This window comes from Xanthomonas sp. NCPPB 3582 (genome assembly GCF_041475735.2).
GTDB lineage: Bacteria > Pseudomonadota > Gammaproteobacteria > Xanthomonadales > Xanthomonadaceae > Xanthomonas > Xanthomonas codiaei.
The window spans coordinates 400805-427142 of sequence record NZ_CM192968.1 but is presented as its reverse complement, the minus strand read 5'-3'; the positions used below and the strand labels follow the sequence as shown (position 1 = coordinate 427142).

The 26338-nt window shown below is 66.8% G+C and carries 19 protein-coding genes; 8 read left to right on the top strand and 11 right to left on the bottom strand.

What is annotated here, in order from left to right:
* Positions 1–39 precede the first annotated feature (39 nt).
* Positions 40–921, top strand: a complete 882-nt coding sequence (locus ACCQ05_RS01685) for a TolB family protein (RefSeq protein ID WP_372392730.1) — start codon at positions 40–42, stop codon at positions 919–921.
* Between the two features lie 450 nt (positions 922–1371).
* On the opposite strand, the gene ACCQ05_RS01680 is transcribed toward ACCQ05_RS01685, so the two are convergent.
* The 3 genes from ACCQ05_RS01680 to ACCQ05_RS01670 form a co-directional block, all read right to left on the bottom strand.
* Positions 1372–3906, bottom strand: a complete 2535-nt coding sequence (locus ACCQ05_RS01680; RefSeq protein ID WP_372392729.1) for a PepSY domain-containing protein — start codon at positions 3904–3906, stop codon at positions 1372–1374.
* Positions 3907–4227: 321 nt separating this feature from the next.
* Entirely contained in the window at positions 4228–5223 is a 996-nt protein-coding gene (hemB, locus tag ACCQ05_RS01675; RefSeq protein ID WP_372392728.1) for a porphobilinogen synthase, read from the bottom strand.
* A gap of 322 nt (positions 5224–5545) precedes the next feature.
* Positions 5546–5788, bottom strand: coding sequence for a hypothetical protein (locus ACCQ05_RS01670; protein ID WP_228962670.1), 243 nt, complete (start codon positions 5786–5788; stop codon positions 5546–5548).
* A gap of 210 nt (positions 5789–5998) precedes the next feature.
* On the opposite strand from ACCQ05_RS01670, the gene ACCQ05_RS01665 reads away from it, so the two are divergent.
* Positions 5999–6466: a hypothetical protein gene (locus ACCQ05_RS01665; protein ID WP_372392727.1), complete on the top strand. Its 468-nt coding sequence runs from the start codon at positions 5999–6001 to the stop codon at positions 6464–6466.
* Between the two features lie 238 nt (positions 6467–6704).
* On the opposite strand, the gene ACCQ05_RS01660 is transcribed toward ACCQ05_RS01665, so the two are convergent.
* A complete protein-coding gene (locus ACCQ05_RS01660; RefSeq protein WP_372392726.1) occupies positions 6705–8498 on the bottom strand; it encodes a DUF885 domain-containing protein in 1794 nt (597 codons plus the stop codon).
* Positions 8499–8753: 255 nt separating this feature from the next.
* On the opposite strand from ACCQ05_RS01660, the gene ACCQ05_RS01655 reads away from it, so the two are divergent.
* Positions 8754–9140, top strand: coding sequence for a hypothetical protein (locus ACCQ05_RS01655; RefSeq protein ID WP_228964030.1), 387 nt, complete (start codon positions 8754–8756; stop codon positions 9138–9140).
* Positions 9141–9590: 450 nt separating this feature from the next.
* Here the strand turns inward: ACCQ05_RS01655 and ACCQ05_RS01650 are convergent, their stop codons facing one another.
* Both ACCQ05_RS01650 and ACCQ05_RS01645 read right to left on the bottom strand, forming a co-directional pair.
* A complete protein-coding gene (locus ACCQ05_RS01650; RefSeq protein WP_372392725.1) occupies positions 9591–11819 on the bottom strand; it encodes a S9 family peptidase in 2229 nt (742 codons plus the stop codon).
* Positions 11820–12300: 481 nt separating this feature from the next.
* On the bottom strand, positions 12301–12990 hold the full coding sequence (locus tag ACCQ05_RS01645; protein WP_372392724.1) for a glutathione binding-like protein: 690 nt from the start codon (positions 12988–12990) through the stop codon (positions 12301–12303).
* Between the two features lie 447 nt (positions 12991–13437).
* Here ACCQ05_RS01645 and ACCQ05_RS01640 point away from each other — a divergent pair, with 447 nt between their 5' ends.
* From ACCQ05_RS01640 to ACCQ05_RS01620, 5 genes are all read left to right on the top strand, one after another.
* Entirely contained in the window at positions 13438–16452 is a 3015-nt protein-coding gene (locus ACCQ05_RS01640; protein WP_372392723.1) for a TonB-dependent receptor, read from the top strand.
* 154 nt (positions 16453–16606) lie between these two features.
* Positions 16607–17308: a SapC family protein gene (locus ACCQ05_RS01635; RefSeq protein ID WP_167394548.1), complete on the top strand. Its 702-nt coding sequence runs from the start codon at positions 16607–16609 to the stop codon at positions 17306–17308.
* The gene (locus tag ACCQ05_RS01630; protein WP_372392722.1) at positions 17298–18311 is read left to right on the top strand and encodes a cupin-like domain-containing protein; all 1014 of its coding nucleotides are present in this window, start codon (positions 17298–17300) and stop codon (positions 18309–18311) included. Before ACCQ05_RS01635 ends, ACCQ05_RS01630 begins: the two co-directional genes overlap by 11 nt.
* Before the next feature lie 9 nt (positions 18312–18320).
* Entirely contained in the window at positions 18321–19886 is a 1566-nt protein-coding gene (locus tag ACCQ05_RS01625; RefSeq protein ID WP_372392721.1) for a tryptophan halogenase family protein, read from the top strand.
* A 136-nt stretch (positions 19887–20022) separates the two neighbouring features.
* Positions 20023–21030 carry an energy transducer TonB gene (locus tag ACCQ05_RS01620; RefSeq protein WP_372392720.1) on the top strand — a complete coding sequence of 336 codons (1008 nt, stop codon included), beginning with the start codon at positions 20023–20025 and terminating at the stop codon, positions 21028–21030.
* Between the two features lie 654 nt (positions 21031–21684).
* Here ACCQ05_RS01620 and ACCQ05_RS01615 read toward each other — a convergent pair.
* The 5 genes from ACCQ05_RS01615 to ACCQ05_RS01595 are packed head-to-tail and all read right to left on the bottom strand — an operon-like array spanning position 21685 to position 26056.
* Positions 21685–22878: an ABC transporter permease gene (locus tag ACCQ05_RS01615; RefSeq protein WP_372392719.1), complete on the bottom strand. Its 1194-nt coding sequence runs from the start codon at positions 22876–22878 to the stop codon at positions 21685–21687.
* Positions 22875–23621, bottom strand: a complete 747-nt coding sequence (locus tag ACCQ05_RS01610; protein ID WP_228964041.1) for an ABC transporter ATP-binding protein — start codon at positions 23619–23621, stop codon at positions 22875–22877. Before ACCQ05_RS01610 ends, ACCQ05_RS01615 begins: the two co-directional genes overlap by 4 nt.
* A gap of 31 nt (positions 23622–23652) precedes the next feature.
* Positions 23653–25209, bottom strand: coding sequence for an alpha/beta hydrolase (locus ACCQ05_RS01605; RefSeq protein WP_228964042.1), 1557 nt, complete (start codon positions 25207–25209; stop codon positions 23653–23655).
* Between the two features lie 59 nt (positions 25210–25268).
* Complete coding sequence (locus tag ACCQ05_RS01600; protein WP_104540726.1) at positions 25269–25469, bottom strand: helix-turn-helix transcriptional regulator; 201 nt, start codon at positions 25467–25469, stop codon at positions 25269–25271.
* A complete protein-coding gene (locus ACCQ05_RS01595; RefSeq protein ID WP_372392718.1) occupies positions 25466–26056 on the bottom strand; it encodes a hypothetical protein in 591 nt (196 codons plus the stop codon). The genes ACCQ05_RS01600 and ACCQ05_RS01595 overlap by 4 nt, the downstream gene beginning before the upstream one ends.
* Positions 26057–26338 lie beyond the last annotated feature (282 nt).

Below are 26338 nucleotides of genomic sequence, written 5' to 3'. Positions count from 1 at the left end.
GTTGACTAGACTGTGCGCAAGATGAGGCAGGAACACCGCATGCAAGTTCGATGGACGCTGCCCGCGCTGGCGGCGAGTTTACTCTTCGCGCCGTCTGCGTCGGGACTGGCCGAATTCGGCATCGAAGGCATGGGCGTGGTCTCAACGCCGGCCAACGAGGCACGCGCCACGCTCAGCCCGGACGGGCAGCGCATCGTATGGGCCAGCGACCGCTCCGGTGGGGCTGGCGGCTGGGACCTGTGGCAGGCCCAGCTGCGTGGCGGGCGCTGGCAGGACCCGCAACCGCTGGCGATCAACACCGCCCGGGACGAGAGCACGCCGGCGTTCAGTGCCGATGGGCGCTGGCTGTTGTTCGCCTCGTCGCGGCCTGGCGGCGCCGGCGGCGGCGATCTGTACCGGGTGCCGGTGGATGCACAGGGCCACCTCGGCGCGGTGCAGTCGCTGGGCGCGGCGATCAACGGCGCGGGCAACGAGCGCGCCCCGACGCTGTCGCTGGACGGTACGCGCCTGCTGTTCGCCAGCGACGGGCATGGCGGTGCCGGCGGCATGGATCTGTTCGTGGCGCGCTGGGACGGGAAAGCCTTCACCGCCCCCACGCCCCTGGCCGACATCAACACCGCTGCCGACGAATCCGATGCGGCCTGGCTTGCCGATGGCCGCGGTCTGGTATGGGCACGCGGCGCGGCCGGCGGCCCCAGCCAGTTGCTGCTGGCGGCCTGCAAGGGCGGCCACTATGGTGCGGGCCAGCCGCTGCCGCTGTCGTTCAACGGGCCGCAGGAACGCACCTTCGGCGCGGTGGTGGATGCGGCCAAGCCCGGCGAGCTGCTGGTGACCGGCAGTGCGCGTGCCCCACGCGCCGGCCAACTGGACATCTACCGGATGAAAGCACCGACGGTGGATGGAGAGACCAGCTGCCGCTGAGCGTGCGGCCATCGGCCGGCACCCGCATGGCGCACCAGGCGCCACACGGCCGGAGCCTGGGCGGCGCGGGCCAGCGCCACGTCGCTGCGCCGCACAACCCGTTGGTGCCGCCGGCAAGCATCGCCGCGCGCAAGCGCAACATGGCGCAACACGACCGTGGTCGGCAGGCAAGCCCGTGGTGGCATTGCGCCCGCTAACCAGCGCGCAGCCATTGGAAGGCGCCATGCACCCGACGATGCGCTGCGCCGGGCGTCAGCTCCGTGGCGACAGCCTGTTCCGCAGCGCATGGGCACTGCGCTCACAGCCAGGCTGTTTCGCACGCAGTACTGCTGCGGCAGCACGCAGCCTGGTGTTTCCCGCTCGCATCAAAGACGCAGATCGCATTCGCTGTGGCCGCACGCCGCACTCGAAGCGCGCGTTGCTGCAGCCACCACCAACCGTGGCCTGAGATCAATAAACATCGCGCCGGTAACGACCGGCGGCGGTCAGCGATTCCACCCGCGCCTGGCCCAGAATCTCGCGCAGCGTGGCGTCCACCGCACGCGCCATGCTGTCCAGGCTGCCGCAGACGTACAGCACCGCGCCGCGATCGATCCAATGGCGCAACGCGTCTCCGGCCTCGTGCAGGCGATGCTGCACATAGCGCTTGTGCGCCTGGTCGCGCGAGAACACCTGGTCCAGCTGTTGCAGATGGCCAGTGGCCTGCCATGCCTGCAGTTCGTCGGCAAACAGCCGGTCGTGGGCGGCCTGGCGTTCGCCGAACAGCAGCCAGTGCCCGTGCACGCCGGCCAGTTCGGCCTCGCGCAACAGGGCCCGCAGGCCCGCAATGCCGGTTCCGTTGCCGATCAACACCATCGGCGCGGTCGCCACCCGATGGAAGCCGGGATTGGTGCGTAGCCGCGCATGCACCGGCGCACCGATCGGTGCGTGCTGGATCAGCCAGCCCGAGCCCAGCCCCGGGCGGCCATCGGCACCCGCGGTCAACCGCACCACCGCCGTCGCCAGGCCATCGGCCGGCACGCTGGCCAGCGAATAGTCGCGAGTGGGCAACCAGTCGCAGCCATCCAGCCAGGCCTGCGGGTCCGGGCGCGCCGCGGGCCCGCTGGCCGGCACGTCGGGCAACACGCGCTCGGCGGCGGCGCGATGCAATGGCAGCAGCTGCGCCTCCACGTGCACCGACGCCTCCGCTGCCAACCCCCACGCCGCCAGGCAGGCACGCACCTGCGCGTCGGCATGCGCGGGCTGCACTTCCAGGATGTCGCCGGCCTGCCACTGCGCATCGGCTGGCGGCTGCAGATCGATGCGCCAGATCGGCGCGCCGGCGCTACCCGGATTCAGATGCGTGCGCGAAACCAGCACCCAGGGCGTTCGCCGCGGCCGCGCCAGCGGTACTGCAGTCAGCGGCGTACCGGCGATCTGTTCCAGCTGCGCATGCCATTGCGCCAGCGCCTGCGGATCGGCGTTGTCCATTTCCACCGCCGGGAACAGCGCGCGCGCGCCCTGCGCCTGCACCCATTGGTCGATGCGCCGCGAAAACCCGCAAAACTGCGCGTACTGGCGATCGCCCAGCGCCAGCACCGCATAGGCCAGCTGCGGCAGTGCGATGCGCTGGCGCAGCAACCCGCGCTCGACGACACGCGCCGCATCCGGCGGCTCGCCATCGCCGAAGGTGCTGATCACGAACAATGCATGCCGGGTGGCCTGCAGTTGCTGCGCATCGACCTGGCCGAGCGGGCGCACCTGCACCGGCAGGCCGGCCGCCTGCAGATGTCCGGCCGCCTGCCATGCCAGCCGTTCGGCAAAACCGCTCTGGCTGGCGAAGGCGATCAACCACGGCTCGGCCTGCGAGGCCGGCGGCGCGCTCTGCAGCACCACACGCGCCGCACGCAACGCACGCTTCTTGCGCCGCCGATCCAGGTACAGCATCCAGCCGCTGACGAAGAACACCGACATGCCCAGGCTGGCCAGCATCACCACGATGCGTCCCGGCAGGCCGAAGAAACTGCCGGTATGCAACGGAAACATGCTGACCATCCACTGCTGCCCGCGCGCCAGTTGCGCGTAGTCGCGGCGTGTCAGCAAGGCGCCGCTGGCGGGATCGATTTCCAGCGTGTCGAAGGCACGGTCGTGATCGGGATCGTTGGGCAGGAACCGCGCGATCAACGGTTGCCCTGCGCGCGTGGGAATGCGCAGGTCCACTGCCGCGTGGCGGGTGGCCGGAATGCTACCGAGGGTGCGCTGCACCTGCGCGAAATCCACCGTGGCCTTGGCCTGCGAGCGCTGTTCTGCGTGCGGCGCCGGTTCTGCACCCAGCAACGCCGCCATGCCATCGCGATACCAGGGATAGGACCAGGTGAGCCCGGTCAGCGCCACCAGCAGATAGACCAGCAGGCACCAGGTGCCGAACACCGCGTGCAGGCTCCACAGAAAGCTGCGCCCCTGCCGCCGCCATTCCACCGCCAGCCAGGTGCGCGGGCTCCACCAGCGCCGCGGCCAGCGCAGGTACAGGCCCGAGGCGCAGAAGAACAGCAGGATCAGCGTGCAGGCACCGGTGACCGCCTGGCCGCGCTTGCCGGCAGCGAGATGACGGTGCAGGTCTTCGATGAAGGCGAATGCATCGCTGAGCTGCGGCGCCGCCACGCGCTGCCCGGTGTAGGGGTCGAAATACACCCGTGCGCTGCCCTTGGCGGCCAGGCGAGCATTGGACGGCCGCGTGCCGGTGGGGTCGATCAACATGCGCGTGACCGCCGGTCCCGTACCGAGAGCGTGCTGCGCCAGGCCTAGCCGCTGCAGCAGCACGTCTAGCGGCAATGCCTGTTCGCCCGCGGCATGCCGCTGCGCCAGCTGCGCGATGGCCGGGTTGGCCAGACGCACGATCTCGTCCTCGAAGGACATCAACGCACCGGTGACTCCCATCACCGACAGCACCAGGCCCGCAGTGATGCCCAGCAGCCAATGCAGTTGAAACAGCAGCGTTTTGATCAAGACGGCACAGGATGGGATGACGTAACGGCATTGTAGATGAGAATGCGTCTCATGCGGCGCGGCTGCCGCCAGCGACGCGTGCCGCCATTCGATCGAAAGCAAGCAGAAACCACGCCGTTCCATGGCAATGTCGTGGTGCCGGAGCGCATGCTCAACACCGGCCGATGGTCGCGCCCCGGACAACAAGTACGACAATTGGGCAGATGGAACCGGAGCGTGCGTTCCAGATCGCGTGCGCTGTGCGCTGGCGGCCGCCCCGACGCTGCCCGCCGCGTCGAACCAGCCGCTGCATCGACACCGCGCAATCGCGCTGCGCGTGGATCAGCGCATTTCTTCGCGCAACCAGCGCGCGACCTGCGGGGCGAAATAGGTCAGCACACCGTCGGCGCCGGCGCGCTTGAACGCCATCAGCGCTTCCAGCACGCAACGACGCTCGTCCAGCCAGCCATTTGCGGCAGCGGCCTTGAGCATCGCGTACTCGCCGCTGACCTGATACGCAAACGTCGGCACGCGGAATTGATCCTTCACCCGCCGCACCACATCCAGGTATGGCATGCCCGGCTTGACCATCACCATGTCCGCACCTTCTTCCAGATCCAGCGTGATCTCGCGCAGGGCTTCATCGCCGTTGGCCGGATCCATCTGGTAGGTGGTCTTGTCGGCCTTGCCCAGATTGCCGGCGCTGCCCACCGCATCGCGGAACGGGCCGTAGAAGGCCGAGGCGTACTTGGCCGAATACGCCATGATGCGCACGTTGAGATGGTCGTCTGCATCGAGCGCGCGCCGGATCGCGCCGATACGGCCGTCCATCATGTCCGATGGCGAAATGATGTCCACGCCGGCCTGCGCATGCGACAACGATTGCTTCACCAGCGCCTCGACGGTGATCTCGTTGAGCACGTAGCCCCTGTCGTCGATCAGCCCGTCCTGGCCGTGGGTGGTGTACGGATCCAGCGCCACGTCGGTCATCACGCCCAGCTCCGGGAAGCGGGATTTGAGCGCGCGCACCGCGCGCTGCGCCAGGCCGTCCGGATTCCAGGCTTCGGCCGCGTCCAGGCTCTTGCCGGCCGGGTCGATCACCGGGAACAGATCGATCACCGGAATGCCCAGGGTCAATGCGCTTTCCGCCTCGCGCAGCAGTTCGTCCAGCGACAGGCGCTCCACACCCGGCATCGAGGCGATCGGCGCGCGGCCGGGCAGCTCATGCACGAACACCGGCCAGATCAGGTCATCGGTGGTCAGCGTGTTTTCGCGCATCAACCGACGCGAAAACGCGTCGTGGCGCATGCGGCGGGGACGATAGTGCGGGTGGGCCACGGCGAGGCTCCTTTAGACAGCGCATCAGTTTACGCCCGCCGTCCCACGCAGGACGCGCTGCGACGCAGTGTCGCAGCGCTGCAACGGCAGCGCGCGATTGGGTCGGCAGGCCGCGCGCCGCACCTGCGGCAACGTCGGACTCAGGTCGATGATCGAAGGTCGTGGGTTTCGGCTGGGCTCGGCCAGGAGCAACGCTGGTTCAGACGCGGGAGCGGTCCAGCATGACCGTCGGCGTCTGCTGTCGCGCGCGTGCGCACCGTCAGGTGCGGCGCAGATGAACGCAGCCCCGCCGATCGCTCCGGACCTCATCAGGATGCGCCCCTCAGATCACCCCACCGCCCAGGCTCAGCCGGATCACCCCGACCACGATCACCAGGCCATTGAGCAGCAGGCCGGTCTTGGCCCGGCTGCGGTTGCCGGCCGAGGTGAACAACAGCGCGATCGCCGCGATCAGCGCACCGACGGCCGCGAACGGAATCAGGAACCAGTTGCCCCACCCCAACAGCGGAATGAAGGCAAGGACCATCCACAGCAACGCCACGATGCCCCACAACAGACTGATCAATCCCACGTGCCACCCCGCCTCGACGAAAACACGAGCTTAGCGGCGCGGCCGTCCTCACGCCGTGGGCGGGTGGTCACCGTGACCAATGGCGGCTTGGCGGCGGCCTCACACCGGCATGGCTAGGGTGCGCGAAAGTCCGGGGCGATTCAGTCCAGGCGCCGGATCATCGCTGCCATCACCCAGCTGTCATCACCCACGGGGGATCCCACCATGTACATGCGCTCGCTGATCAGGAACACCGCCATCGTGGCGGCCACTGCCGCCTTGCTGGCCGGCTGCGCCAGCAGTTCCAAGGTGATGCTGGGCCAGGCCCGCGCGCCGATCGATCCCGCCCAGGTGCAGGTGTACTCGCATGCCCCGGTCGGTTCGGTGGAGATCGCCCAGCTCGAATCCACCAGCGCCGCCGGCTTCGGCACCCAGGGCCAGACCGATGCGGCCGTCCAGCGGCTCAAGCGCGAAGCGGCCAAGCTGGGCGCCAATGGCGTGGTGATCGTCGGCGTGGGCTCGGAACGTTCCGGCGGCGGCCTGTCGGTGGGCGGCGGCAGCTACGGCGGACGCGTGGGCGGCGGCCTGGGCATCGGCATCCCCACCACGCAGAAGCGCGCAGCCGGCATGGCGATCTGGGTGCCGGCGGGGGCAGAACAACGCCCGGAGCCGGCCCCGGCTCCAGCACGTTGAATCAACCTGCAACTGGCGCGATGCACTGACTTCCGCGCACTCCAAGAAGGCGATGGGCGCCGACCCTAGCACCCTCGCGCCCTGCTACAGCAGCGTGCAGATCAGCATTTGCGTTGGCGCGCCGGAGCCGGCTCCGGCACATTGAGCCAACTCGCAACTCGCGCCATGCACTGGCTGGCGCGCACCCCAAGAGGATGACAGGTGCCGGTCCCGGCACCCACGCACCGCAGTGCGCCAATCAGCGCTTGCGCTGCTGCGCCGGAATGAACTGCGTCTCCACCGCCTTGGCCAGTTGATCCGGCGGCAGCAGGCCCTGGTCGAGCAGGAAGTTGTTGAAGGCCAGGCGGTCGAACTTCTTGCCCAGGGCCAGTTCGGTGCGCATGCGCAGTTCGAGGATGCGGGTGTAGCCGTAGAAGTAGCTGCCGGCCTGGCCGGGGGCGCGGACGGTGTAGCGGTCCAGTTCCTGGCGGGTCATGGCCGGCGAGAGGCCAACGTCGTCTTCCAGCACCTGGCGCGCGCGTTCGCGGTCGATCAGGCCCAGGTTGAGCATCGGGTCGAGCATGGCGCGGGCGGTGCGCAACAGGCGGAACTGCAGGGCGATCAGCTGGCCGTCCAGCGGCTCGTACGGCACCATTTCCGCTTCGGCATACAGCGCCCAGCCTTCGACGTTGACCGAGTTGAAGGCGAACAGGCTGCGCGCCAGCGAGACGCCGCGTTCGACCATGGCGGTGAATTGCAGTTCGTGACCGGGGCGGCCTTCGTGCGCGCTGAGCGTCCAGGCGGCCGAGCCGAAGTTGAAGTCGTCGTACTGCTCCTTTTTGCTGCCGTCGGCGGTCGGGTTGCCCAGCGGCAGCACGAACTGGCCCTGCTGGCCGGTATTGCCGATCAGCGGTGCCGGCAGGAAGTGCGGCGCCGGTTGCGCAGCGCTCTCGGCCGCACTGCCCAGGCGCATCTGCATCGGGCGGTTGGGCACATCGACGATGCGCTGCTTGCGGATGATCGGGTCGATCTGGTCGATCACGCCGCGGTAGTGGGTTTCCAGCTGGTCGTCGGCGATGGTGTTGCCCTTGAGCGCGCGGATCACCTGCACGTAGTCATCGCCTTGCACGCCCTTGGCCTTGGCCACCAGCGGGGCCAGCTGGCGCATGGCCGAGCGGGTCTCCATGAACTCCAGTTGCGCGCGCTGGATCAGCTGCTGCGGGGCGATATCGATGCCCACCTGCTTGAGTTGGTAGGCGTACAGCGGTTCCGGCAGACGGGTGTCCTTACGCGCCTTCGGCAGCACGGTGGTGCGGGTCCAGCTGGCGTAGTCCTTGAGCTGGGTGGACATGGCCTTGAGCGCCTCCTCGGCGCCGGCGATCTTGTACTTGGCAAACAGCTCGCCGATACCGGCAACGTAGGTGTCCACATTGGCCAGCGCCTGCTCCACTTCGCGCTGGGTGGGCTGCAACAGCGCGGCATTGCCCAGCTTTTCCTCGTAGCGCTGGCGTGCCAGCGTGGTGGTGGGCGTGCTGCCCGGCACCAGGCCAACGTAACGCTTGAGGCGATCCAGCGCCTTGGCACGGCGCTCGGGCGCGGTCTGGTCGGACAGCAGACCATTGAGGCCACTGAAGACCGCCTCCGGGGCGTCGCTCCACGGCAGCAGATAACGCTCGTTGAGCTCGCTGCCTTCGATGTTCTGCTCGGCCGCGCCGATCATGATCTGCAGGTCCTGGCGCACGTTGGCATCGCGCTCGATGGCCAGCTTGGCCTGCAAGGCGGCACGTGCCTTGCGCATGGCATCGCGATAGCGCGCGGCGTTGTCCGGGCCCAGGTCCACGACCTGATCGTCATAGCCGGGCACGCCGAAGAAGCTGGCGTATTCGGGCTGGAACGGTGCCTGGGCGTTGAGCAGGATCTGCGCATAGCCGTTGCTGGTCTGCACCCAGGCCGGGCTGGGGGGCGCCGGCTGCGTAGGCCTGGCCGACTCCTTTGCCACTGCGACCGTGGGTAACGCCAGCACCAAGGACAAGGCGAAGAACAGAGCATTCATTGAGGTGATTGGTTCCAAGAGTTGGCTGACCCTACGCTGGCAGATGGCGTCCCACAAGAGCCTAACCGGCAGAGCGCCGGCCGGCCGGGCAGCCGGCGCCGGCTGTCGGCCGGTTGAGACCTCCACCCTCTTTCATTGGCGAATTCGGATAACTGTGCTTTGGATGGAAACGGGGACGACTCGTCGCCTGGGTCATGGAACCACCGGCTGTCGGCCGGTTGTATACTTCGGCCCAATGCACTCAAGGGAATTGTCATGAAAGGAATTGTCATGAAACGCTGGATAGGGATGGTTGCGCTTCTTCTTTTGACGCAGGTACCTGTCGCCGCTGGACAGGGCGTCTATCAGGAGCTGGTTTGCCGAAAAAACGATCCTTTTGTTTTCTGCACTCAAGGATGTAAGGACGAAGACAAAAACTGGACACCCATCGATCCGATCTCTGGCACCTGGATCTCCGTCCCCGGATATTGCCCCTGGCCGACGAGTACCGGTCCGTGCTGTGTTGGCAACGTCTGTTTCAAGGTGTGGACCCAGACAGCCGTTACTGCGGTAGGCCAGTACACGAGCATCTGTCCTCATGCGAAAAAACAGGGGCAATGGAAGGGCAAGCAAAGACCTGAAAATGTTCCTTTCGACCACTGATTTCGCGCGTTGCATTTGGGTCCAGGTGCTTGGTCGAGCACCAATAATCGCTCGATAGATATCGAGCGATTATTGGTCGACAATGCGAGAGCAGGCAGATCATGCACTATCAATCGCAGGCGCATCGATTCCCCGAAACCTGTCAGACGGTTTGAATTTCCTGCTGGCGACGTGATCGCACAGCCCGGAGCTTGACCGGCGGCTTTAATAAAAATTGAGGTGAGAGCGCCACGCTTGGTGTCGCCAGACATTATTCTCATCGCCCAATACCCAATCGCGCCTTCATTCCATGCCGATTGGAAATTCAGAAGCATCCGCGGCGGCATCGCAACACCATCGAGCACGCCGGAGATGGCGTGCGATAGGCCTGAAGTGCAATCCGCTACACGAGGCGGTCGGAACTGGCTAGTTCGATGGAGACGAGTGATTGCACATGGCGCGCGTCCAGCATCACGGCATCAGGCAGCGCGCCAGGAACGCTTCGGCGGTCTTGTAACGGTGCAGCGCCGTGCTGCCGGACAAGCCGTGCTTCGCACCGGGGTAGGTCATCAGCTCGAATGCGGTGCCGCGCTGCTGCAGCTCGCTCATCAGCGCGGTGGAATTGGTGAACAGCACATTGTCGTCGGCCATGCCGTGGATCAACAGCAACTTTGCGCGCAGGCCGTCCAGGTGGGTGGCGACACGCGCATCGCGATAACCGGCGGCATTGGCTGCCGGCAGGTCCATGTAGCGCTCGGTGTAGTGCGTGTCGTACAGGCCCCAATCGGTGACCGGGGCGCCGGCCACGCCGCAGGAATAGGCGTCGCTGTGTTTTGCCAGCAGCATCAGCGTCATGTAGCCGCCATTGGACCAGCCCTGCACGCCGATGCGCTTGGCATCGACCCAGGGTTGCTGCTTGAGCCAGGCCACGCCCTGCAGCTGGTCCTCCACTTCCACCGTGCCCTGCCTGGCGTACAGCGCACCACCGAAGTCGCGGCCACGCCGCGGGGTGCCGCGGTTATCCAGCGAGAACACCACGTAGCCGCGCTGGGCCAGGTATTGGTCGAACAGGGCATCGCCACGGCCGGGCCAGACATCGAGTACGGTCTGTGCAGCGGGGCCGCCGTAGACATAGACGATGACCGGATAGCGCCTGGCCGGGTCGAATTGCTCCGGCTTGGTCAGGCGGTACTGCAATGGCGTCTTGCCGTCGGCGGCGGTCAGCGTGCCGAACTCCACCGGCCGCTGCGCGTCGCGGTACCTGGCATAGGGATGCTGCGGGTCGTCCAGATCGTTCTTCAACAGAGTGGCGATTTTTTCGCCATTGGCGCGAAACAGCTCGATCTGCGGCGGGGTGGTGGTATTGGACCAGGTGTCGACATACACGCTGGCATTGCCGGCGAAGCTGGCTGCATGCGTGCCGTGGATGGCAGAACGCCGTTGTATCGCGCCGCCGCCCAGCGGCACGGCGTAGATGTGGGTCTGGGTCGGCGACTGCTTGCTGGCGGAAAAATACACCTGCCCGGCCTGCTCATCGACGGCGAGCAGCGCATCGACCACCCAGGGGCCGGAGGTCAGCGGGGTCAGCATACGCCCGTCTTCCGATGCCACATACAGGTGCTCGTAACCGCTACGCTCGGAGTTCCAGATGAAGCGGCCGTCCTTGAGGAACCGCAGGTCGTTGGTCAGCGGCACCCAGGTAGGCGAGGTTTCGGTCACGAGCGTGCGCTGCGCGCCGCTGGCAAGCGTGGTTTCGATCAGCTCGAGGGTTTTCTGATCGCGCGACTGGCGCTGGAACGTCAACCGCTGTGGGTCGCGCCAGTCCACCCTTGCCAGATAGATGTCCGGGTTCGTGCCCAGGTCGATCCAGTGCGGCCTCGCGCCTGCGCGCGGGGCGATCACACCCAATTGCACGGCCACGTTCGGCTGGCCGGCCTGCGGATAGCGTTGCTCCACCACCTCGGTGTGGTCGGCATACACCTCCGGGCGCTTTTGCACCGGCACGCGGGATTCGTCGATGCGCGCGAAGGCGATCGCCGAATCGTCCGGCGCCCACCAGTAGCCGGTATGGCGGTCCATTTCCTCGTCGGCGACGAATTCGGCCACGCCATTGCCGATGGTGTCGCTGCCGTCGCCGGTGAGCTGCAGCTGCTTGCCGCTGGCCAGGTCGATCACCCACAGGTTGCGCTCGCGCACGAAGCTGACGAAGCCGCCCTTGGGCGAGAGCTTGGCGTCGGTGGCGAAACCTTCGCCATGGGTGAGCTGGCGCACGGCCGCCGCGCCGGTCTTGCGCAGGTCGTACAGATACAGCTCGCCGCCGAGCGGAAACAGCAGCGCGTGCGCATCCGGCGCCCATTGGTAATCGACGATGCCGGCGTAGGCGGCGATGCGCTGGCGTTCGCGCCGGGCCTTTTCGACATCGCTCAAGGTCTCGGTGCCGGGCAGCACCACCTTGGAATCGACCAGCAGCCGGGTCTGGCCGCTGGCGATGTCGTATTCCCACAGGTCCAGCTGGTTGCGGTCGCTGTCCTTGCCGCGCAGGAAGCTCACGCGCGAGCCGTCCGGGGCCACCTTGGGCTTCATCAACGTCGGGCCGGACAGCGGCAACGGGCCGGTGATGGCCTCCAGGGTGAGTTTTTCGGCGTGGACCATGGGAACGGTGCTGAGCATGAGGGCAAGGGCGGCGAACAGGGCGCGCATTGAAGATCCTGTCGGAAGACAGCGCACAGGATGCGGGCGCGTGGCGTGTTTGAGAAGCGTGGCGGTGGTGCGTGTGCGCGATCAGAGCTGTACGCGTGGTTGTGTGCGAGTAATGCAGGGTGTACCGGGGCTGGGGTCGCTCTGCTTTGGGCCGATAGAAGCGTACGCGAGCTGGTTGCAGTGGGCGCGCTGCGGATGCTGCATGCGCATTTCATGTGTAGCAGATTGCAGGGCGCGGCAGGTCTGGCGCTACGTGCGTACCCTCACCCCAACCCCTCTCCCGGAGGGAGAGGGGCTTGAGCCGCCGCGAGTGTGTCGCATGCGGTTACTGCGCTCGTTAGCCGCTACTACTGCCAACACTGCGAGTGGTGATGCTATTGCGGCTTGCTGTTGTTGCTTGCTGTTGCTGCTTGCTGTGCAGTCGCAACAGCAGCCGCTTTGCCCGTGTGTACGGTTGCGCAACCGCTCCTACCACGCTGCCTTAGCGCTTGCCGAACAGGTGCTTGCGCTCTTCGTCGCTGAGCGGCTTGCCTGCGTTGGGGTTGACCTGCTCTTTGAGCGCGTATGCGCGTTGGGTGGCCGGGCGGGCGGCGATGGCGGCGTGCCAGCGGTGCAGATTGGGAAATGCTGCGAAGTCGGGCTTGAGGTCGCCATAGACTTCCAGCCAGGGATAGCTGGCCATGTCGGCAATGCCGTAATCGTTGCCGGCCAGGAACGCATGATCGGCCAGACGCTTGTCCAGCACGCCATGCAGGCGGCGCACTTCGGCGTTGTAGCGGTCGATGGCATAGGCGATCTTTTCCGGCGCGTAGACGTTGAAGTGACCCATCTGGCCGGTCATCGGACCCAGCCCGCCCATTTGCCAGAACAGCCACTCCAGCGCGGCGATGCGACCGCGCGCATCGCGTGGCAGGAAGCGGCCGGTCTTCTCGGCCAGATACAGCAGGATCGCGCCGGACTCGAACACGCTCTGCGGCGCGCCGCCGCCGGCCGGCGCATGGTCGACGATGGCCGGCATCTTGTTGTTGGGCGAAATCTGCAAAAACGCCGGCTCGAACTGCTCGCCCTTGCCGATGTTCACCGGCTTGAGGGTGTAGTCCAGCCCGGCTTCTTCCAGGAACAAGGTGACTTTATGGCCGTTGGGGGTGGGCCAGTAATACAGGTCGATCATGCGTGCTCCGGTACGTGAGGGGGTGATGCGCGGCTGGGACGACACGGCCGCCATGAGCTTGCATCGCCACGCGTCAACGGCTTGCAAGCTGGCCTGCGGCCAAGCCGACCCTGCGCCTGGCCTTGTCGGTCGGGGTGATCCCTTCGGGACGGGATTCGGCAATGGGGTGGAGATTGCATGCGCGCGAGCGCGACAAGCCTGCCAATCCCGAATGACCAATCCCGACTCCCTGCCATGCCATCGACGCCCGATGGTACGGGCAAGCGATTGCCCGCGCGTGCGCTGAACGACGCCTGTGCTGGAACGATGTGTGACGCGATTGGCTCGCGACCGATGCTGCAGTGCAAATTGACTTTGTTAAGCCCGCGCTAACAAATGCGCGATTGCACCACTGACCTTTGCCTGTCCCGCTCGGGGCCGGCTTCTTTGCTTGGGGATGGAATCATCGTGAGAGAGCTACGCACCCTGCCGCGCACGCGGCGCTTGACGTCTGCCTTGTTGTTCGCCCTGTCGACTCCGCTGGCCGCGCAGACCGCGCCGGCGCCGCAGTCGGCCTCTACCGTCCCTGGCTCCAGCCAGGCCGACCCTGCCACCCTCGACACCGTCCAGGTCAGCGGTATCCGTGGCAGCCTCACCTCGTCGATGAACGTCAAGCGCGACGCGCAGGGCATCGTCGACGGCATCGTGGCCGAAGATATCGGCAAGTTTCCCGATACCAACCTGGCCGAGTCCCTGCAGCGCATCAGCGGCGTGTCGATCGACCGTTCGTTGGGCGAAGGCTCGCGCGTCACCGTGCGCGGCGTCGGCCCCGACTTCAACCTGGTGCTGTTGAACGGTCGCCAGATGCCTGGCGCCAGCATCGAGGAATCCAATGCCTCCAACTCGCGCGCGTTCGACTTCGCCAACCTGGCGTCGGAGTCGATCTCCGGCATCGAGGTGTTCAAGACCAGCCGTTCCAGCACACCCACCGGCGGCATCGGTGCCACCATCAATATCAAGACGGCCCGCCCGCTGGACAACCCGGGCATGCATGCCAATGTCGGCCTCAAGGGCGTGCACGATGCCTCCAACGAGAATTTGCCCGGCCGCCTGCAGGGCGATTCGCTGACGCCGGAAATCTCCGGCATCTTCAGCACCACCTCGGACGATGGACGCTTTGGCGTGTCGCTGAGCGGCAGCTACCAGGAACGCGACTTCGGCTATAGCCAGGTCGGCGTGCCCAATGGCTGGCGTTCGTTCCGCGGCGATTCCACCGCCTACGGCACCATCCCGCAGCCGGGCGCGCCGGGCTCGGAAAACATCGTCAACCGCCCCGGCCCGAACGATATCTACTCGGTGCCGCAGAACCTCAACTACCGCGTGGTCGGCGTCGAACGCCAGCGCACCAACGGTCAGTTGGTGCTGCAGTACAAGCCGCTGGACAACATCACCACCACGCTGGATTACACCTACTCGGAAAACAAGATCCAGCAGCAGCGCAACGAGATGTCGGTGTGGTTCAACTATGGCCCGTCGGCCAGCGCCTGGACCAATGGGCCGGTCGCCGGCCCGATCACCTATTCGGAAATCGTCGATCCGGCCACCAGCGACCTGGCCACCGCCGGCTCCAAGGCGGCCACGCGCAACCAGAACAAGTCGCTGGGCTTCAACGTGGATTGGGCGGTGAACGATCAGTTCAAGCTCAATTTCGACATCCACCGCTCCACCGCCGAAGCCGGCGCAGACAGCCCGTACGGCTCGAGCAACTCGCTGGGCGTGTCCGGCTTCTACCGCGGCACCTCGGTGGTGGATTTCAGCAAGGATTTCCCGGTGCTGCAGCAGCAGCTGGGCTTTGGCCTGACTGCGCTGGATCCCTCGCGTACGCTGGTCACCGGCTCGGCCTTCCGCAACAGCTACATGAAGTCGGAGATCGACCAGGCGCAGGTCAACGGCGACTTCACCTTCGAGAACTATTCGCAGTTGAAGTTCGGTATCGGCAGCACCGAGGTCAAGAACCGCTCGGCGTTCTCCAACGTGCAGCGCGATACCTGGGGCGGCAACGGCACCGCGGCCGATTATCCGGACGACCTGTGGATTCCCAGCTCGTTCGCGCAGTATTTCGATGCGATCGATGGCAGCGGCAATCCGGCGCAGTTCAACCAGCTGTTCCTGTTCGATTTCGAGCGTGCACGCCAGGCCGCTGCGCAGGCCGCCGGCGACGACGCGCTGTACCGCATCTCGCCGGTGTTCACCACCGACCGCCGCGTCACCGAAAAGTCCAAGAACGCCTACCTGCAGTGGAACAACAGCTGGGACGACCTGCGCGTGCCGATCAGCCTGGCCGCCGGCGTGCGTTACGAGGAAACCAAGGTGGACGCGCAGGCGCTGGTGCCGGTGGCGGTAGGCATCGACTGGGTCGCCAACAACGAGTTGCCGATCCGCCTGGCCGACTCGGCGTTTTCCGGCGCCAGCGGCAAGTACGAATACTGGCTGCCCAGCCTGGACCTGAGCTTCAAGCTCACCGAAGACCTGGTGCTGCGCGGCAGCTACGGTGAAACCATCGGCCGTCCGGGCTGGGGCGATATCCAGGGCGGGCAGACGCTCAACCAGATCGCGCGTCTGGAGGGCGGCACCGGCCAGGAGGGCAACCCCGGCCTGAAGCCGCTGCTCTCGCACAACATCGACCTGTCGCTGGAGTGGTACTACAGCGATGCCAGCTACGCCTCGGTGGGCTTCTTCCGCAAGAACATCGACAACTATATCGGCGTGACCACGCGCAACGACACCTCGCTGGGATTGAACACACCGATCGGCGGTGCGTACTGGAACCAAGCGCTGGCCAATGGCTGCGCCTCGGCCGACCTGACCTGTATCCGCAACTACATCTTCCGTAACCGCGGCGGCGCGCCGGGTGTGGTGCGGGGCGCGGACGATGCCAACGGCAATGCCACCGGCGTGATCAGCGGGCAGCCCGGCGACCCGGTGGCCAACTTCGCCATCACCGCGCCGGCCAACCAGCGCTCGGCATCGCTGGACGGCTGGGAATTCAACCTGCAGCACATGTTCGGCGCCAGCGGCTTCGGCGTGTCGGCCAACTACACCATGGTCGACTCCGGGCTGACCTACGACAACGCGGTGATCGGCGAGCAGTTCGCGTTGGAAGGCCTGAGCGATTCGGCCAACGTGGTCGGCTTCTACGACAAGGACAAGTGGCAGGTGCGTGCGGCCTACAACTGGCGCGACGAGTTCCTGGCCGCGCGCTTCGACGGCAGTGGCCAGCCCAACCCGGTCTATACCGAGGCCTATGGCCAGCTGGACCTGAGCATCGGCTACCAGTGGAACGAGAACCTGTCGCTGAGCCTGGAGGCGATCAACCTCACCGACGAAGTGCAGCGCCAGCACGGCCGGCATCCGAACCAGATCGTGTATGCCACCCAGACCGGCCCGCGCTACATGCTGGGCCTGCGCTACAAGTTCTGGTGATCTGAGGCCTGTACCAGGCGTCCCGGCGGCACCGCTGCCGGGACGCTGCTGCAACCCTTCTCGCAGTGCCGGATGCGGCATCTTTGGCACTTGCCGCGCGATGGGCAAATGTCCAAGCATGGGCCACGCGCCCCCGCGTGATATAGCGACCCCCATGACCAATGCCGTGCTGTTGAACAATCTCGATCACCGCGATCTGCGCGTGATCACCGCCCGTGGCGCCGCCTATGGCGACGACGTGATGTCGGCGGCGACCTTTCCGCAGGAGTTCCGCCAGCTGCAGGGGCAGTACCCAATCGTGTTCCACCGCAGCGACAGCGGGCGGTTTCAGCCGCTGGCCTTGCTGGGCCTGCGTCTTGGCGAAAACCTGTTCCTGGACGGCGCGCGCTGGGATGCGCCGTATATTCCGCTGGCGATCCAGCGCCAACCGTTCCTGATCGGCCAGCAACCGGAAGGGCCGATGGTGCACGTGGATCTGGACAGCCCGCGCGTGAGCACCCAGGACGGCGAACTGCTGTTCCGCGAACACGGCGGCACCACCGATTTCCTGTATCACATCAGCCAATTGCTGCGCACGCTGCACGATGGGATGGCGGCCAGCGATGCCTTCGTCGAACGCCTGCTGCGTTACGAACTGCTGGAACCGTTCGTGTTCGAAGCCACCCTGGACAATGGCCTGGACTGCCGCCTGGCCGGCCTGCACACCGTGCACGAGGAGCGCCTGCGCGGGCTCGGCAAGACCGCGTTGCTGGACCTGCACCGCCACGGCGACCTGGAACCGCTGTACATGGCGGTGGCCTCGGTCGCGCAATTCCGTCACCTGCTCGAACGCCTCAACCGCCGCCATGCCGGCTGAGCCGCGCGCCATCGACGAACGCCATGGCCTGGATCCGCAGCAGCTGGATCCGGCGCTGCTGCGCTCGACCACGCCGCTGGTGCTGCGCGGGTTGGTGCGCGACTGGCCGCTGGCCCGTGCCGGCGCGCAGTCCGCGCAGGCCGCTGCCGCCTACCTGCGCGGCTTCGACCGCGGCGAGGCGGTGGTGGCGCAGGTCGGGCCGCCGGAAATCGGCGGGCGCTTCTTCTACAACGCGGAGCTGAGCGGCTTCAATTTCCGCCCCGAGCGCGTGCCGCTGGGCGTGGTGCTGGACACGCTGCTGCGCGACCTGGACAGCGCCCGGCCGCCGACAATCTATGTCGGCTCCACCACGCTGGACACCTACCTGCCCGGCCTGCGCGAGGCCAACCCGATCGCGCTGCCGCAGGCCGCGCCGCTGGGCAGCATCTGGATCGGCAACCGCACCCGCATCGCCGCCCACCAGGACCTGCCGGACAACCTGGCCTGCGTGGTGGCCGGGCGCCGCCGCTTCACCCTGTTTCCGCCGGACCAGCTGGCCAATCTCTACATCGGCCCGCTGGACCTGACCCCGGCCGGGCAGCCGATCAGCCTGGTGGACATCACCGCGCCGGATCTGCAGCGCTTTCCGCGCTACGCGCAGGCGCTGGAGCACGCGGTGGTGGCCGAACTGGAGCCGGGCGATGCGCTGTTCATTCCCAGCATGTGGTGGCATCACGTCCAGGCGCTGGACGGCTTCAACGTGCTGGTGAATTTCTGGTGGCGGCAGAGCCCGGCCTACATGGATTCGCCGATGAACGCGCTGATGCTGGCGCTGCTCACCGTGCGCGACCTGCCGCCCGAGCAGCGCGCCACCTGGCAGGAAGTGTTCCGCCACTACGTGTTCGAGCCGGATGCGCACACCGCCGCACACGTGCCTGAGGCCGCACGCGGGGTGCTCGCGCCGATGGACGACACCCGTGCCCGCGCCCTGCGCGCGCGGCTGCTGCAACGCTTGAATCGCTGAGGACTGCCGATGGACCCGAGCCCCGCTTCCGACCCATGCAAGCGCCCGGTGCGGCGCGTGGTCATCGCCGGTGGCGGCACCGCCGGCTGGATGGCCGCCGCCGCCCTGTCCAAGCTGCTGGGGCGTCACCTGCAGATCACCCTGGTGGAATCGGACGAAATCGGCACCGTGGGCGTGGGCGAAGCCACCATTCCCAGCCTGGTCACCTTCCATCGCCTGCTGGAGATCGACGAGGCCGCCTTCATGGCCGCCACCCAGGCCACCTTCAAGCTCGGCATCGCCTTCGAGCACTGGCGCGATGTGGACAGGCACTACATCCACTCCTTCGGCCATACCGGCACCGATCACTGGAGCGCAGGCTTCCACCACTTCTGGCTGAAGGGCCAGCAGCGCGGGGTGGCGCGCGACTTCGGCGACTACTGCCTGGAACTGCGCGCCGCCCAGCAAGGGCGCTTTGCGCACCTGCCCAGCGGCGGCATGAACTATGCCTACCATCTGGATGCCGGCCTGTACGCGCGCTTCCTACGCCGCTTCAGCGAAGGCTTCGGCGTGCGCCGCATCGAGGGGCGCATCGGCCAGGTCGAGACCGACCCGGAGAGCGGCTTCCTCACCGCACTGACATTGCAGGACGGCACCCGCGTGGACGGCGACCTGTTCGTCGACTGCACCGGCTTTGCCGGCTTGCTGATCGGCAAGACGCTGGGCGTGGGCAGCGAGGACTGGTCGCAGTGGCTATTCGCCGACAGCGCGCTGGCGGTGCAGACCGAGTCGGTGGGCCCACCCGTGACCTACACCCGCGCGCGCGCCGACCAGGCCGGCTGGATGTGGCGCATTCCGCTGCAGCACCGGGTGGGCAACGGCATCGTCTATTCCAGCCGCTACACCGACCAGGACAGCGCCCGCGCGGCACTGGAGCGCAACCTGCAGGGGCGCGCGCTGACCGAGCCGCGTGCGCTGCGCTTCACCCCCAACCAGCGCCACCGCGTGTGGGAGAAGAACTGCGTGGCGCTGGGGCTGGCCAGCGGCTTCCTGGAGCCGATCGAATCCACCAACATCCACCTGATCCAACGCGGCATCGTGCGCCTGCTGCAGACCTTCCCGCAGGTCATCCACCCGGTGGACATCGCCGAATACAACCGCCAGGCCGCCGACGAGATCGCCCACATCCGCGATTTTGTGATCCTGCACTACCACGCCACCGATCGCCGCGACACGCCGTTCTGGCGCGACTGCGCGGCCATGGACATCCCCGACTCGCTGCGCCACCGGATCGCGTTGTTCCGCGAAAGCGGGCGGGTGTTCCATCGCGCCAACGAATTGTTTGCGGAGAATTCGTGGGTGCAGGTGATGCTGGGCCAGGGCATCACGCCGCGCCAGCACCATCCGGTGGCCGACCTGATGGGCGACGCGGAGCTGAGCCACTTCCTGGAGGGTATCCGCCAGCGCGTGGACGCCACCGTGGCCAGGTTGCCGCCGCATGCGGACTTTCTGCGCCACCATTGCCCGGCCGCCCCGCTGCCCGACCCGCCCGCCCGGGTGCCGGCCGACGCCGCACTGGCGAGCCCGGCACGATGAATTTCGCATCCGGCATGCGCAACCCTTGGCTTACACCGCCCCAGCAATGCTAGATTGCGGCATTGCCGTCCATTGCGGGAACAATGGCCGGCGCTCGCCGCAACGCTATCTTTCGCACTCGGGGTAAGGGGGACGCATGTTGGATCTGACACAGGGCCGTATGGCACGCCGGATCGCGCCGGTCATTTTGCTGGTTGGCCTGGCCGCCTGCTCCAAGCAGGAATACAAGGCCGCCACCACCACGCCAGCTGCCGGCACCACGCCAGCCGCACAGGCGCCGACGCCGGCCACCGCGGTGTCGCCGCAGGTGCAGTCGATGGCCACCGACCAGTTGCGCGAATCGGCCACCAAGGCGCTGCAGGACAACCGCATGTACGCCCCGGCAGGCGACAACGCGGTGGAGTACTACCTGGCGCTGCGCGAGAAGCAGCCGCAGGACGCCACCGTCAACAGCGCGCTGACTGACCTGCTGCCGTACACCCTGATCGCCGCCGAACAGGGCATCAGCCGTGAAGAATTCCCCGAGGCGCAGCGGTTGATCGCGCTGATCGAAAAGGTCGACCCGAAGGCGCCGGCACTGCCGCGCCTGAAGAGCGGCCTGGACACCGCCATGAAGACCGCTGCCAGCCGTTCCGAGCAGGATGCCGAGCAGGCCAAGAAGCTGGTCGAGGACAAGGCCAAGCAGGCCGCCGAGCAGAAGCGCCTGGCCGAACAGCAGACCCGCGAGGCCGCCGCTGCCCAGCAGATCGCCGCCCAGCAGGAAGCCGCCCGCCAGCAGGCGGCCGAAGCCGAGCGCCAGGCTGCGGCCAGGCGCCAGGCCGAACCGGCCGCGCCGACCGCCGCTGCGCCTCGCCCGACGCCGGCGCCCGCCGCGGCTGCACCGGCGGCGCAATCGCTGCGCCCGATCAGCACCCCCGCACCGCGTTACCCGCCCGAAGCACTGCGCGCCGGTACCTCCGGCGAAGTACTGGTGGAGATCACCGTCGGCACCGACGGCTCGATCACCGCCTCGCGCGTGTTGCGGGCCAATCCGCCGCGCGTGTTCGACCGAGAGGCGCTCAACGCCGTGAAGCGCTGGCGCTTCGAACCGGTGGCCGCACCGGTGACCACCCGCCGCACGTTGTCGTTCAACCCAGGTGGCTGAGTGGGTGGCTGGGCGATTGCGCGGCTCTGCACGCGGCTGCGTTGGTGCGTTGTTTGTTGATGGTTGATGGTTGATGGTTGCTGACAATTGATGCACTGCACTTCTGGCAAAAACCAGGCGCTCACCAAAAAGCCCGCAGCGATGCGGGCTTTTTGGTGGCTGGCCATCCGTACCCTCATCCGCCCTTCGGGCACCTTCTCCCGAAGGGAGAAGGATTAAAGCCCCTCTCCTGCGGGAGAGGGGTTGGGGTGAGGGTACGGCGACCAAGTGGACGTCACGCACTAAGCAGACAACAAGGACGTTCAATCATTCAACATCAACATGCGTCACCGTGCATTCGTATTGGCCATCCGTACCCTCATCCGCCCTTCGGGCACCTTCTCCCGAGGGGAGAAGGAGTAAAGCCCCTCTCCTGCGGGAGAGGGGTTGGGGTGAGGGTACGGCGACCAAGTGGACGTCACGCACCAAGAGCAGCTAGCAAAACTACTGCGCGCCCGCCTGGCGGCCGCTCGCTACGTTTTGTTAGCCGATCTAAGCGGACAGCAAGGACGCTCAATCATTCAACATCACCATGCGTCACCGTGCATTCGTATTGGCAATCCGTACCCTCATTCGGCGCTGCGCGCCACCTTCTCCCGGCGGGAGAAGGACACATCACCCGGAAATCGCCAGGCGCTCCTGGTGATACCGGCGCACCGCCGCGTACCACAGCAACGCGGCCACGCCGAAGCCGGCCAGCAGATACACCGCCCAGGTCTGCGCATCGATGGTCTCGTGGCGGATCACCTTGAGCAGCATCTGGTTCTGCGCCAGGAACGGCACCGCGAACTGCCATAGCTGGGTCTTCAGCGGATACGCCATCAATGCATAGCCCGGCAGCATCGGCAGCAGCAGCAGCCAGGTCATGTGCGCCTGCGCCTCTTTCATGCTCTTGGCCGCTGCGGCCAGATAGGTCAGCAACGAGGTCCCCACGAACAGCATCGGCACCAGGATGAACAGCATCTGCAGCATCGGCACGAAGCCGACATTGAGCTGGCGCCCCAGATTGGAGCTGGACAACTGCGCGCTGAGCTTGAATGCCAGCAAGGTGAGCAGCAGCGATACCATGCCGATCACGCAGGCGGCGGCGATCTTGCCGCTGACGATCGCGCCGCGTGGCGCAGGCGTGGCCAGCAACGGCTCCAGCGACTGGCGTTCGCGCTCGCCGGCGGTGGCGTCCAGGATCAGCGAGGCGCCGCCCAGGAACGAGGTGATCACCAGCAGCACCGGCAACAGCATCGCCATGACCTGGCCGCGCTTGGCATCGGCGGTGGCCAGGTCCTGCGCGGCCACCTCCAGCGGCCGGCCCACCTGCGCGTCGATGCCACGCGCCAACAGGCGCAGTGCACCCACCTGCTGGCTGTAGGCACTCAAGGCCGCCTGCAGGCGCATGCTCGGCACGTCGGCCTCGCGGCGGGTGCTGTCCTTGATGACCTCCACCAGCGCCGGACGCCCTTCGCGCCAGTCCTGCGCATAGCTGTCGCTGATGCGCAGCGCCACATCCACATCCTGGTTGCGAATGGCCGCGGTCATGTCGGCCGGCGGCGCGACGGCGTTGAGCCCCTGCGCGGCCAGGAAACGCACCAGATTGGGAGCGTGCTCGCGACCGAGCGTGGGAATGTCCAGCGGCTTGTCGATCTGGGTACGCACGCGGCTTTCGCTCAACGCGCCCATGCCGAGGATCAGGATCGGATACAGCAACGGCGACAGCAGCAGGGCCAGCGCCAGCGTGCGGCGGTCGCGCGAGATATCGCGCAGTTCCTTGCGCAGCACCGTCCACAAGGTGCCCATCGGGGATGTCTTGCTCATGCGTGCAGTCCCTCTTCCGATCCGATCGCCTTGACGAAGGCGTCTTCGAGATTGTCTTCCCCGGTGGCCGCACGCAGTTCGTCGGCGCTGCCGGAGGCCACCACCGTGCCCTTGGCGACGATGACGATGCGATCGCACAGCGCTGCCACCTCCTGCATGATGTGGCTGGAGAAGATCACGCAGCGTCCTTCGGCACGCAGTTGCTGCAGGAATCCACGCATGGCACGCGTGGTCATCACGTCCAGCCCGTTGGTGGGCTCGTCCAGAATCACGTTGCGCGGGTCGTGCACCAGCGCCCGCGCAATCGCGGTCTTGGTGCGCTGGCCCTGGCTGAAGCCTTCGGTCTGGCGGTCGAGGATATCGCCCATGTCCAGCGCGCCGGCCAGCAGCTGCGTGCGCTGCGCGATCTGCGCACGCTTCATGCCGTGTAGCTCGCCGAAGTAGGCGATGTTCTCGCGTGCGGTCAGGCGCTTGTACACGCCGCGCGCATCCGGCAGCACGCCCAGCGCGCGGCGTACCGTCACCGGGTCGAGCGCGGCATCCACGCCATCGACGGTGACGCGCCCCTGGTCGGGCGACATCAGCGTGTACAGCATGCGCAAGGTGGTGGTCTTGCCGGCACCGTTGGGCCCGAGCAGTCCGGTGATCTGGCCATCGGCTGCGCTGAAACCGACCCCGTCGACCGCCTTCACCACGCCGGTCTTGGTCTTGAACGACTTGTGCAGATTCTCGACGACGATCATGCGTGCGCCTCCGTGGCGTGCTCGATGCGGCTCATGGTTCCCATCCGTTGAACGAGGTGAAGGCGGGGACGGCGGAAAGATCGGCCACGCAGCGCGCGTCCAGCGCGCGCGCGTCGGTGCTTTCCAGAAACTGGGCCATCAGCTTGGGCATGCAGCCCAGGGCCATGACGCTGTGGCCCTGGCCGGGCGCCACCAGATGCCGACCGTTCGGCAGGCCCTTGAGCACCACCTCGGCATAGCGTGGCGGCGTCACCGGATCCAGTTGACCGGACAGCAGTAGCGCCGGCACCTGCGAGCGCAGCGGCGCGGTGAAGTCGGCGGCGCGCTTGCCGGTGGGCCACACCGGGCAGGCGGCAAACACGCTGCGCGGCACTTCCTCGCCCAGCAACAGCGCCTGGTGCGCCGGGCTTGGCCGATAGCGATCCGCGTCCTCGGCGCACACCACCGACCATTGCATCGGCTGGTTGATCTGCATGTCCATGTGCGACAGCGCCATCAGCGGCGCGTAGCGCCCGGCGGCCGCTTCGTCCAGCACCAGCGGCAGCAATGCCGCGCTCTGTGGCGCATAGGAGAACATGAACGCCAGGCCGATCACCGCATCGGCCGTCACCCGATCGCGCTTGACCGCGTTGGTCCGCAAATCGCGGTAGTCCACCTCCGGCGACTCCTTGCGCAGCCGCTCCATGATGCTCCGCAGTTGCGCGCGCACATCGGTGGGAAAGCGCGCGTGGCATGCCGGATTGGAGCGGCATTGCTCGGCCTGCAGCGTGAGCGCATCTTCGAAGGTCCGTGCGAACTCGCCACTGATGACCAGGTCGCTGGGGGCCACGCCATCGAGCACGATCGCTCGCGTGTGCGCGGGATAGCGCCTGGCGTAGTGCTGCGCAACGCGCGTGCCGTAGGACACCCCGACCAGATCGATCTGCGGCACGCCCAGGGCCGCCCTGACCGCATCCAGATCGCCGATCGCCTCGGCGGTGGTGTAGTAGCGTGGATCGGCATATGCGCTCAGCGCCAGTGCGCACTGGCGCACGTAGGCCAGCATCGCCTCCGGGTCGGAGGAGATCTCCGCCTGCAGCGGCGTGCCATCGGGATGGTCGCAGCGCAATGGATGCGAACCGCCGGTGCCGCGTTGATCGACCAGGAAGATGTCGCGCGTCTTGCGCACTTCACGCAACGCGGCCGCAGCGATGGCCGAAACCTCGGTGGCCGATTGCCCCGGCCCGCCGGCGATGAAGAACACCGGGTCCTGCGTCGTGCCGCCACCGGCATCGCTTTCCAGCCAGGCGATCTTCAGCGCGATCTGCCGCCCCTTCGGTGCAGCGGGATTTTCCGCGACCTGCAGTTGCGCGCATTGCGCCTCGATGTTTCCCGCAGCGCTGCCGGAGCTGAGCGTGCACGGTACGAACTGCAGCCGGCCGTACCGGGTGCCAGCGATGGTGGCAGCCTGCGTGGCTGCGCTGCGCGGTTGCCTGCTGCCGGGTGCGGATGCATCGGTGTTGCCGCCCGCCGGCGCCGGCGTGCGCTGGCATCCGGCGGCCAGCAACACGGCCAGCACTGCCGCGGCCAGCGTGAGTCGTTTTCCCATTCCAGCTCTCCTAGTGCCTGTTCCGTGACGGTGCTGCCGGCCGTGTGTGACCGCCGCAGCTACTGCTCTTCTTCATACAGAAACACCTGCTCGATCGGCTCGCCAAACAGGCGCGCGATGCGGAACGCCAATGGCAGGCTGGGATCGTACTTGCCGGTTTCCAGCGCATTGATGGTCTGCCGCGAGACGCCCAGCTGTTCGGCCAGTTCGCCTTGCGACCAGCCATTGGCCTCGCGCAACGCACGCACGCGGCTGTTCATTGATAGCGGCGCGCGTTGATGGCCTTGGTGAACCCATAGGTCATGCACAGCGCCGGAAACACCCAGATCATCGCGGCCGCTGCCGGCACCGCGATCAATTGCGCCGATTGCAGGAAACCGGCCGTCATATAGGTCATGCTGACCAGGCCGGCGGCAATGGCAATGGACTCCAATTCGATGCGGCGTTGCATTTCATCCGAATCGCGCACGAAACGCGCCACCGCGCGGATCGCCAGCATCAACAGCAGCGCGGGCAGCAGTGCAATCAGCACACGCATCGCGTTGGTCTGCACGCTGGCCAGCAAGTGCCTCCAGCACAGCATCACCGCGACATAGCCCAGCATCGGTGGCGCAAACTCCTTGCGGTAGCGGCGTACCAGCGCAGGCGGTGCGCTGTCGCGCAGACTGCCGCGCCCCACGTACAGCATCAGGGCCACCAGCAAACCGCCGATGCCGCAGCCGATCAGCAGACCCTGGGTGTAGTCGCTCATCTGCCACGGCAGCCAACGCCGCACACCACCGAGCAGTATCAGCGCGACGCTGACGACCTGCAGCGCACGAACCGCCACCGTTTTTGCGTTCACCATGCATCTCCCGACGCACTGCCCGCCCTGTGCTGCAAGACCGGCTGTTGCAAGGCCGCGCCCATGCATGGCCGCCGCATCGCAGCGCTGCACCAGTGCGCGCGTGCGGACGATCGGTTCCGGTCGTTGTTCACCCTACACTCCCTGTCAAGCACCCTTGACAGGCAGAGTGCGCGCCGCTGCGCCCCATGTCAAGCATCCTTTACATCCGTTCCAGCGCATTGCAGCCATTGGGCGTAACGCCGGCATCCTGTAACGCCGCCGCACTGCGTGGCCAATCTGCGC

Coding starts and splice junctions, on each gene's coding strand:
- ACCQ05_RS01685 (WP_372392730.1), top strand. CDS start 40: ATGCAAGTTCGATGGACGCTGCCCGCGCTGGCGGCGAGTTTACTCTTC.
- ACCQ05_RS01665 (WP_372392727.1), top strand. CDS start 5,999: ATGTACATGCGCTCGCTGATCAGGAACACCGCCATCGTGGCGGCCACT.
- ACCQ05_RS01660 (WP_372392726.1), bottom strand. CDS start 8,498: ATGAATGCTCTGTTCTTCGCCTTGTCCTTGGTGCTGGCGTTACCCACG.
- ACCQ05_RS01655 (WP_228964030.1), top strand. CDS start 8,754: ATGAAAGGAATTGTCATGAAACGCTGGATAGGGATGGTTGCGCTTCTT.
- ACCQ05_RS01650 (WP_372392725.1), bottom strand. CDS start 11,819: ATGCGCGCCCTGTTCGCCGCCCTTGCCCTCATGCTCAGCACCGTTCCC.
- ACCQ05_RS01645 (WP_372392724.1), bottom strand. CDS start 12,990: ATGATCGACCTGTATTACTGGCCCACCCCCAACGGCCATAAAGTCACC.
- ACCQ05_RS01635 (WP_167394548.1), top strand. CDS start 16,607: ATGACCAATGCCGTGCTGTTGAACAATCTCGATCACCGCGATCTGCGC.
- ACCQ05_RS01630 (WP_372392722.1), top strand. CDS start 17,298: ATGCCGGCTGAGCCGCGCGCCATCGACGAACGCCATGGCCTGGATCCG.
- ACCQ05_RS01625 (WP_372392721.1), top strand. CDS start 18,321: ATGGACCCGAGCCCCGCTTCCGACCCATGCAAGCGCCCGGTGCGGCGC.
- ACCQ05_RS01620 (WP_372392720.1), top strand. CDS start 20,023: ATGTTGGATCTGACACAGGGCCGTATGGCACGCCGGATCGCGCCGGTC.
- ACCQ05_RS01615 (WP_372392719.1), bottom strand. CDS start 22,878: ATGAGCAAGACATCCCCGATGGGCACCTTGTGGACGGTGCTGCGCAAG.
- ACCQ05_RS01610 (WP_228964041.1), bottom strand. CDS start 23,621: ATGATCGTCGTCGAGAATCTGCACAAGTCGTTCAAGACCAAGACCGGC.
- ACCQ05_RS01605 (WP_228964042.1), bottom strand. CDS start 25,209: ATGGGAAAACGACTCACGCTGGCCGCGGCAGTGCTGGCCGTGTTGCTG.
- ACCQ05_RS01600 (WP_104540726.1), bottom strand. CDS start 25,469: ATGAACAGCCGCGTGCGTGCGTTGCGCGAGGCCAATGGCTGGTCGCAA.
- ACCQ05_RS01595 (WP_372392718.1), bottom strand. CDS start 26,056: ATGGTGAACGCAAAAACGGTGGCGGTTCGTGCGCTGCAGGTCGTCAGC.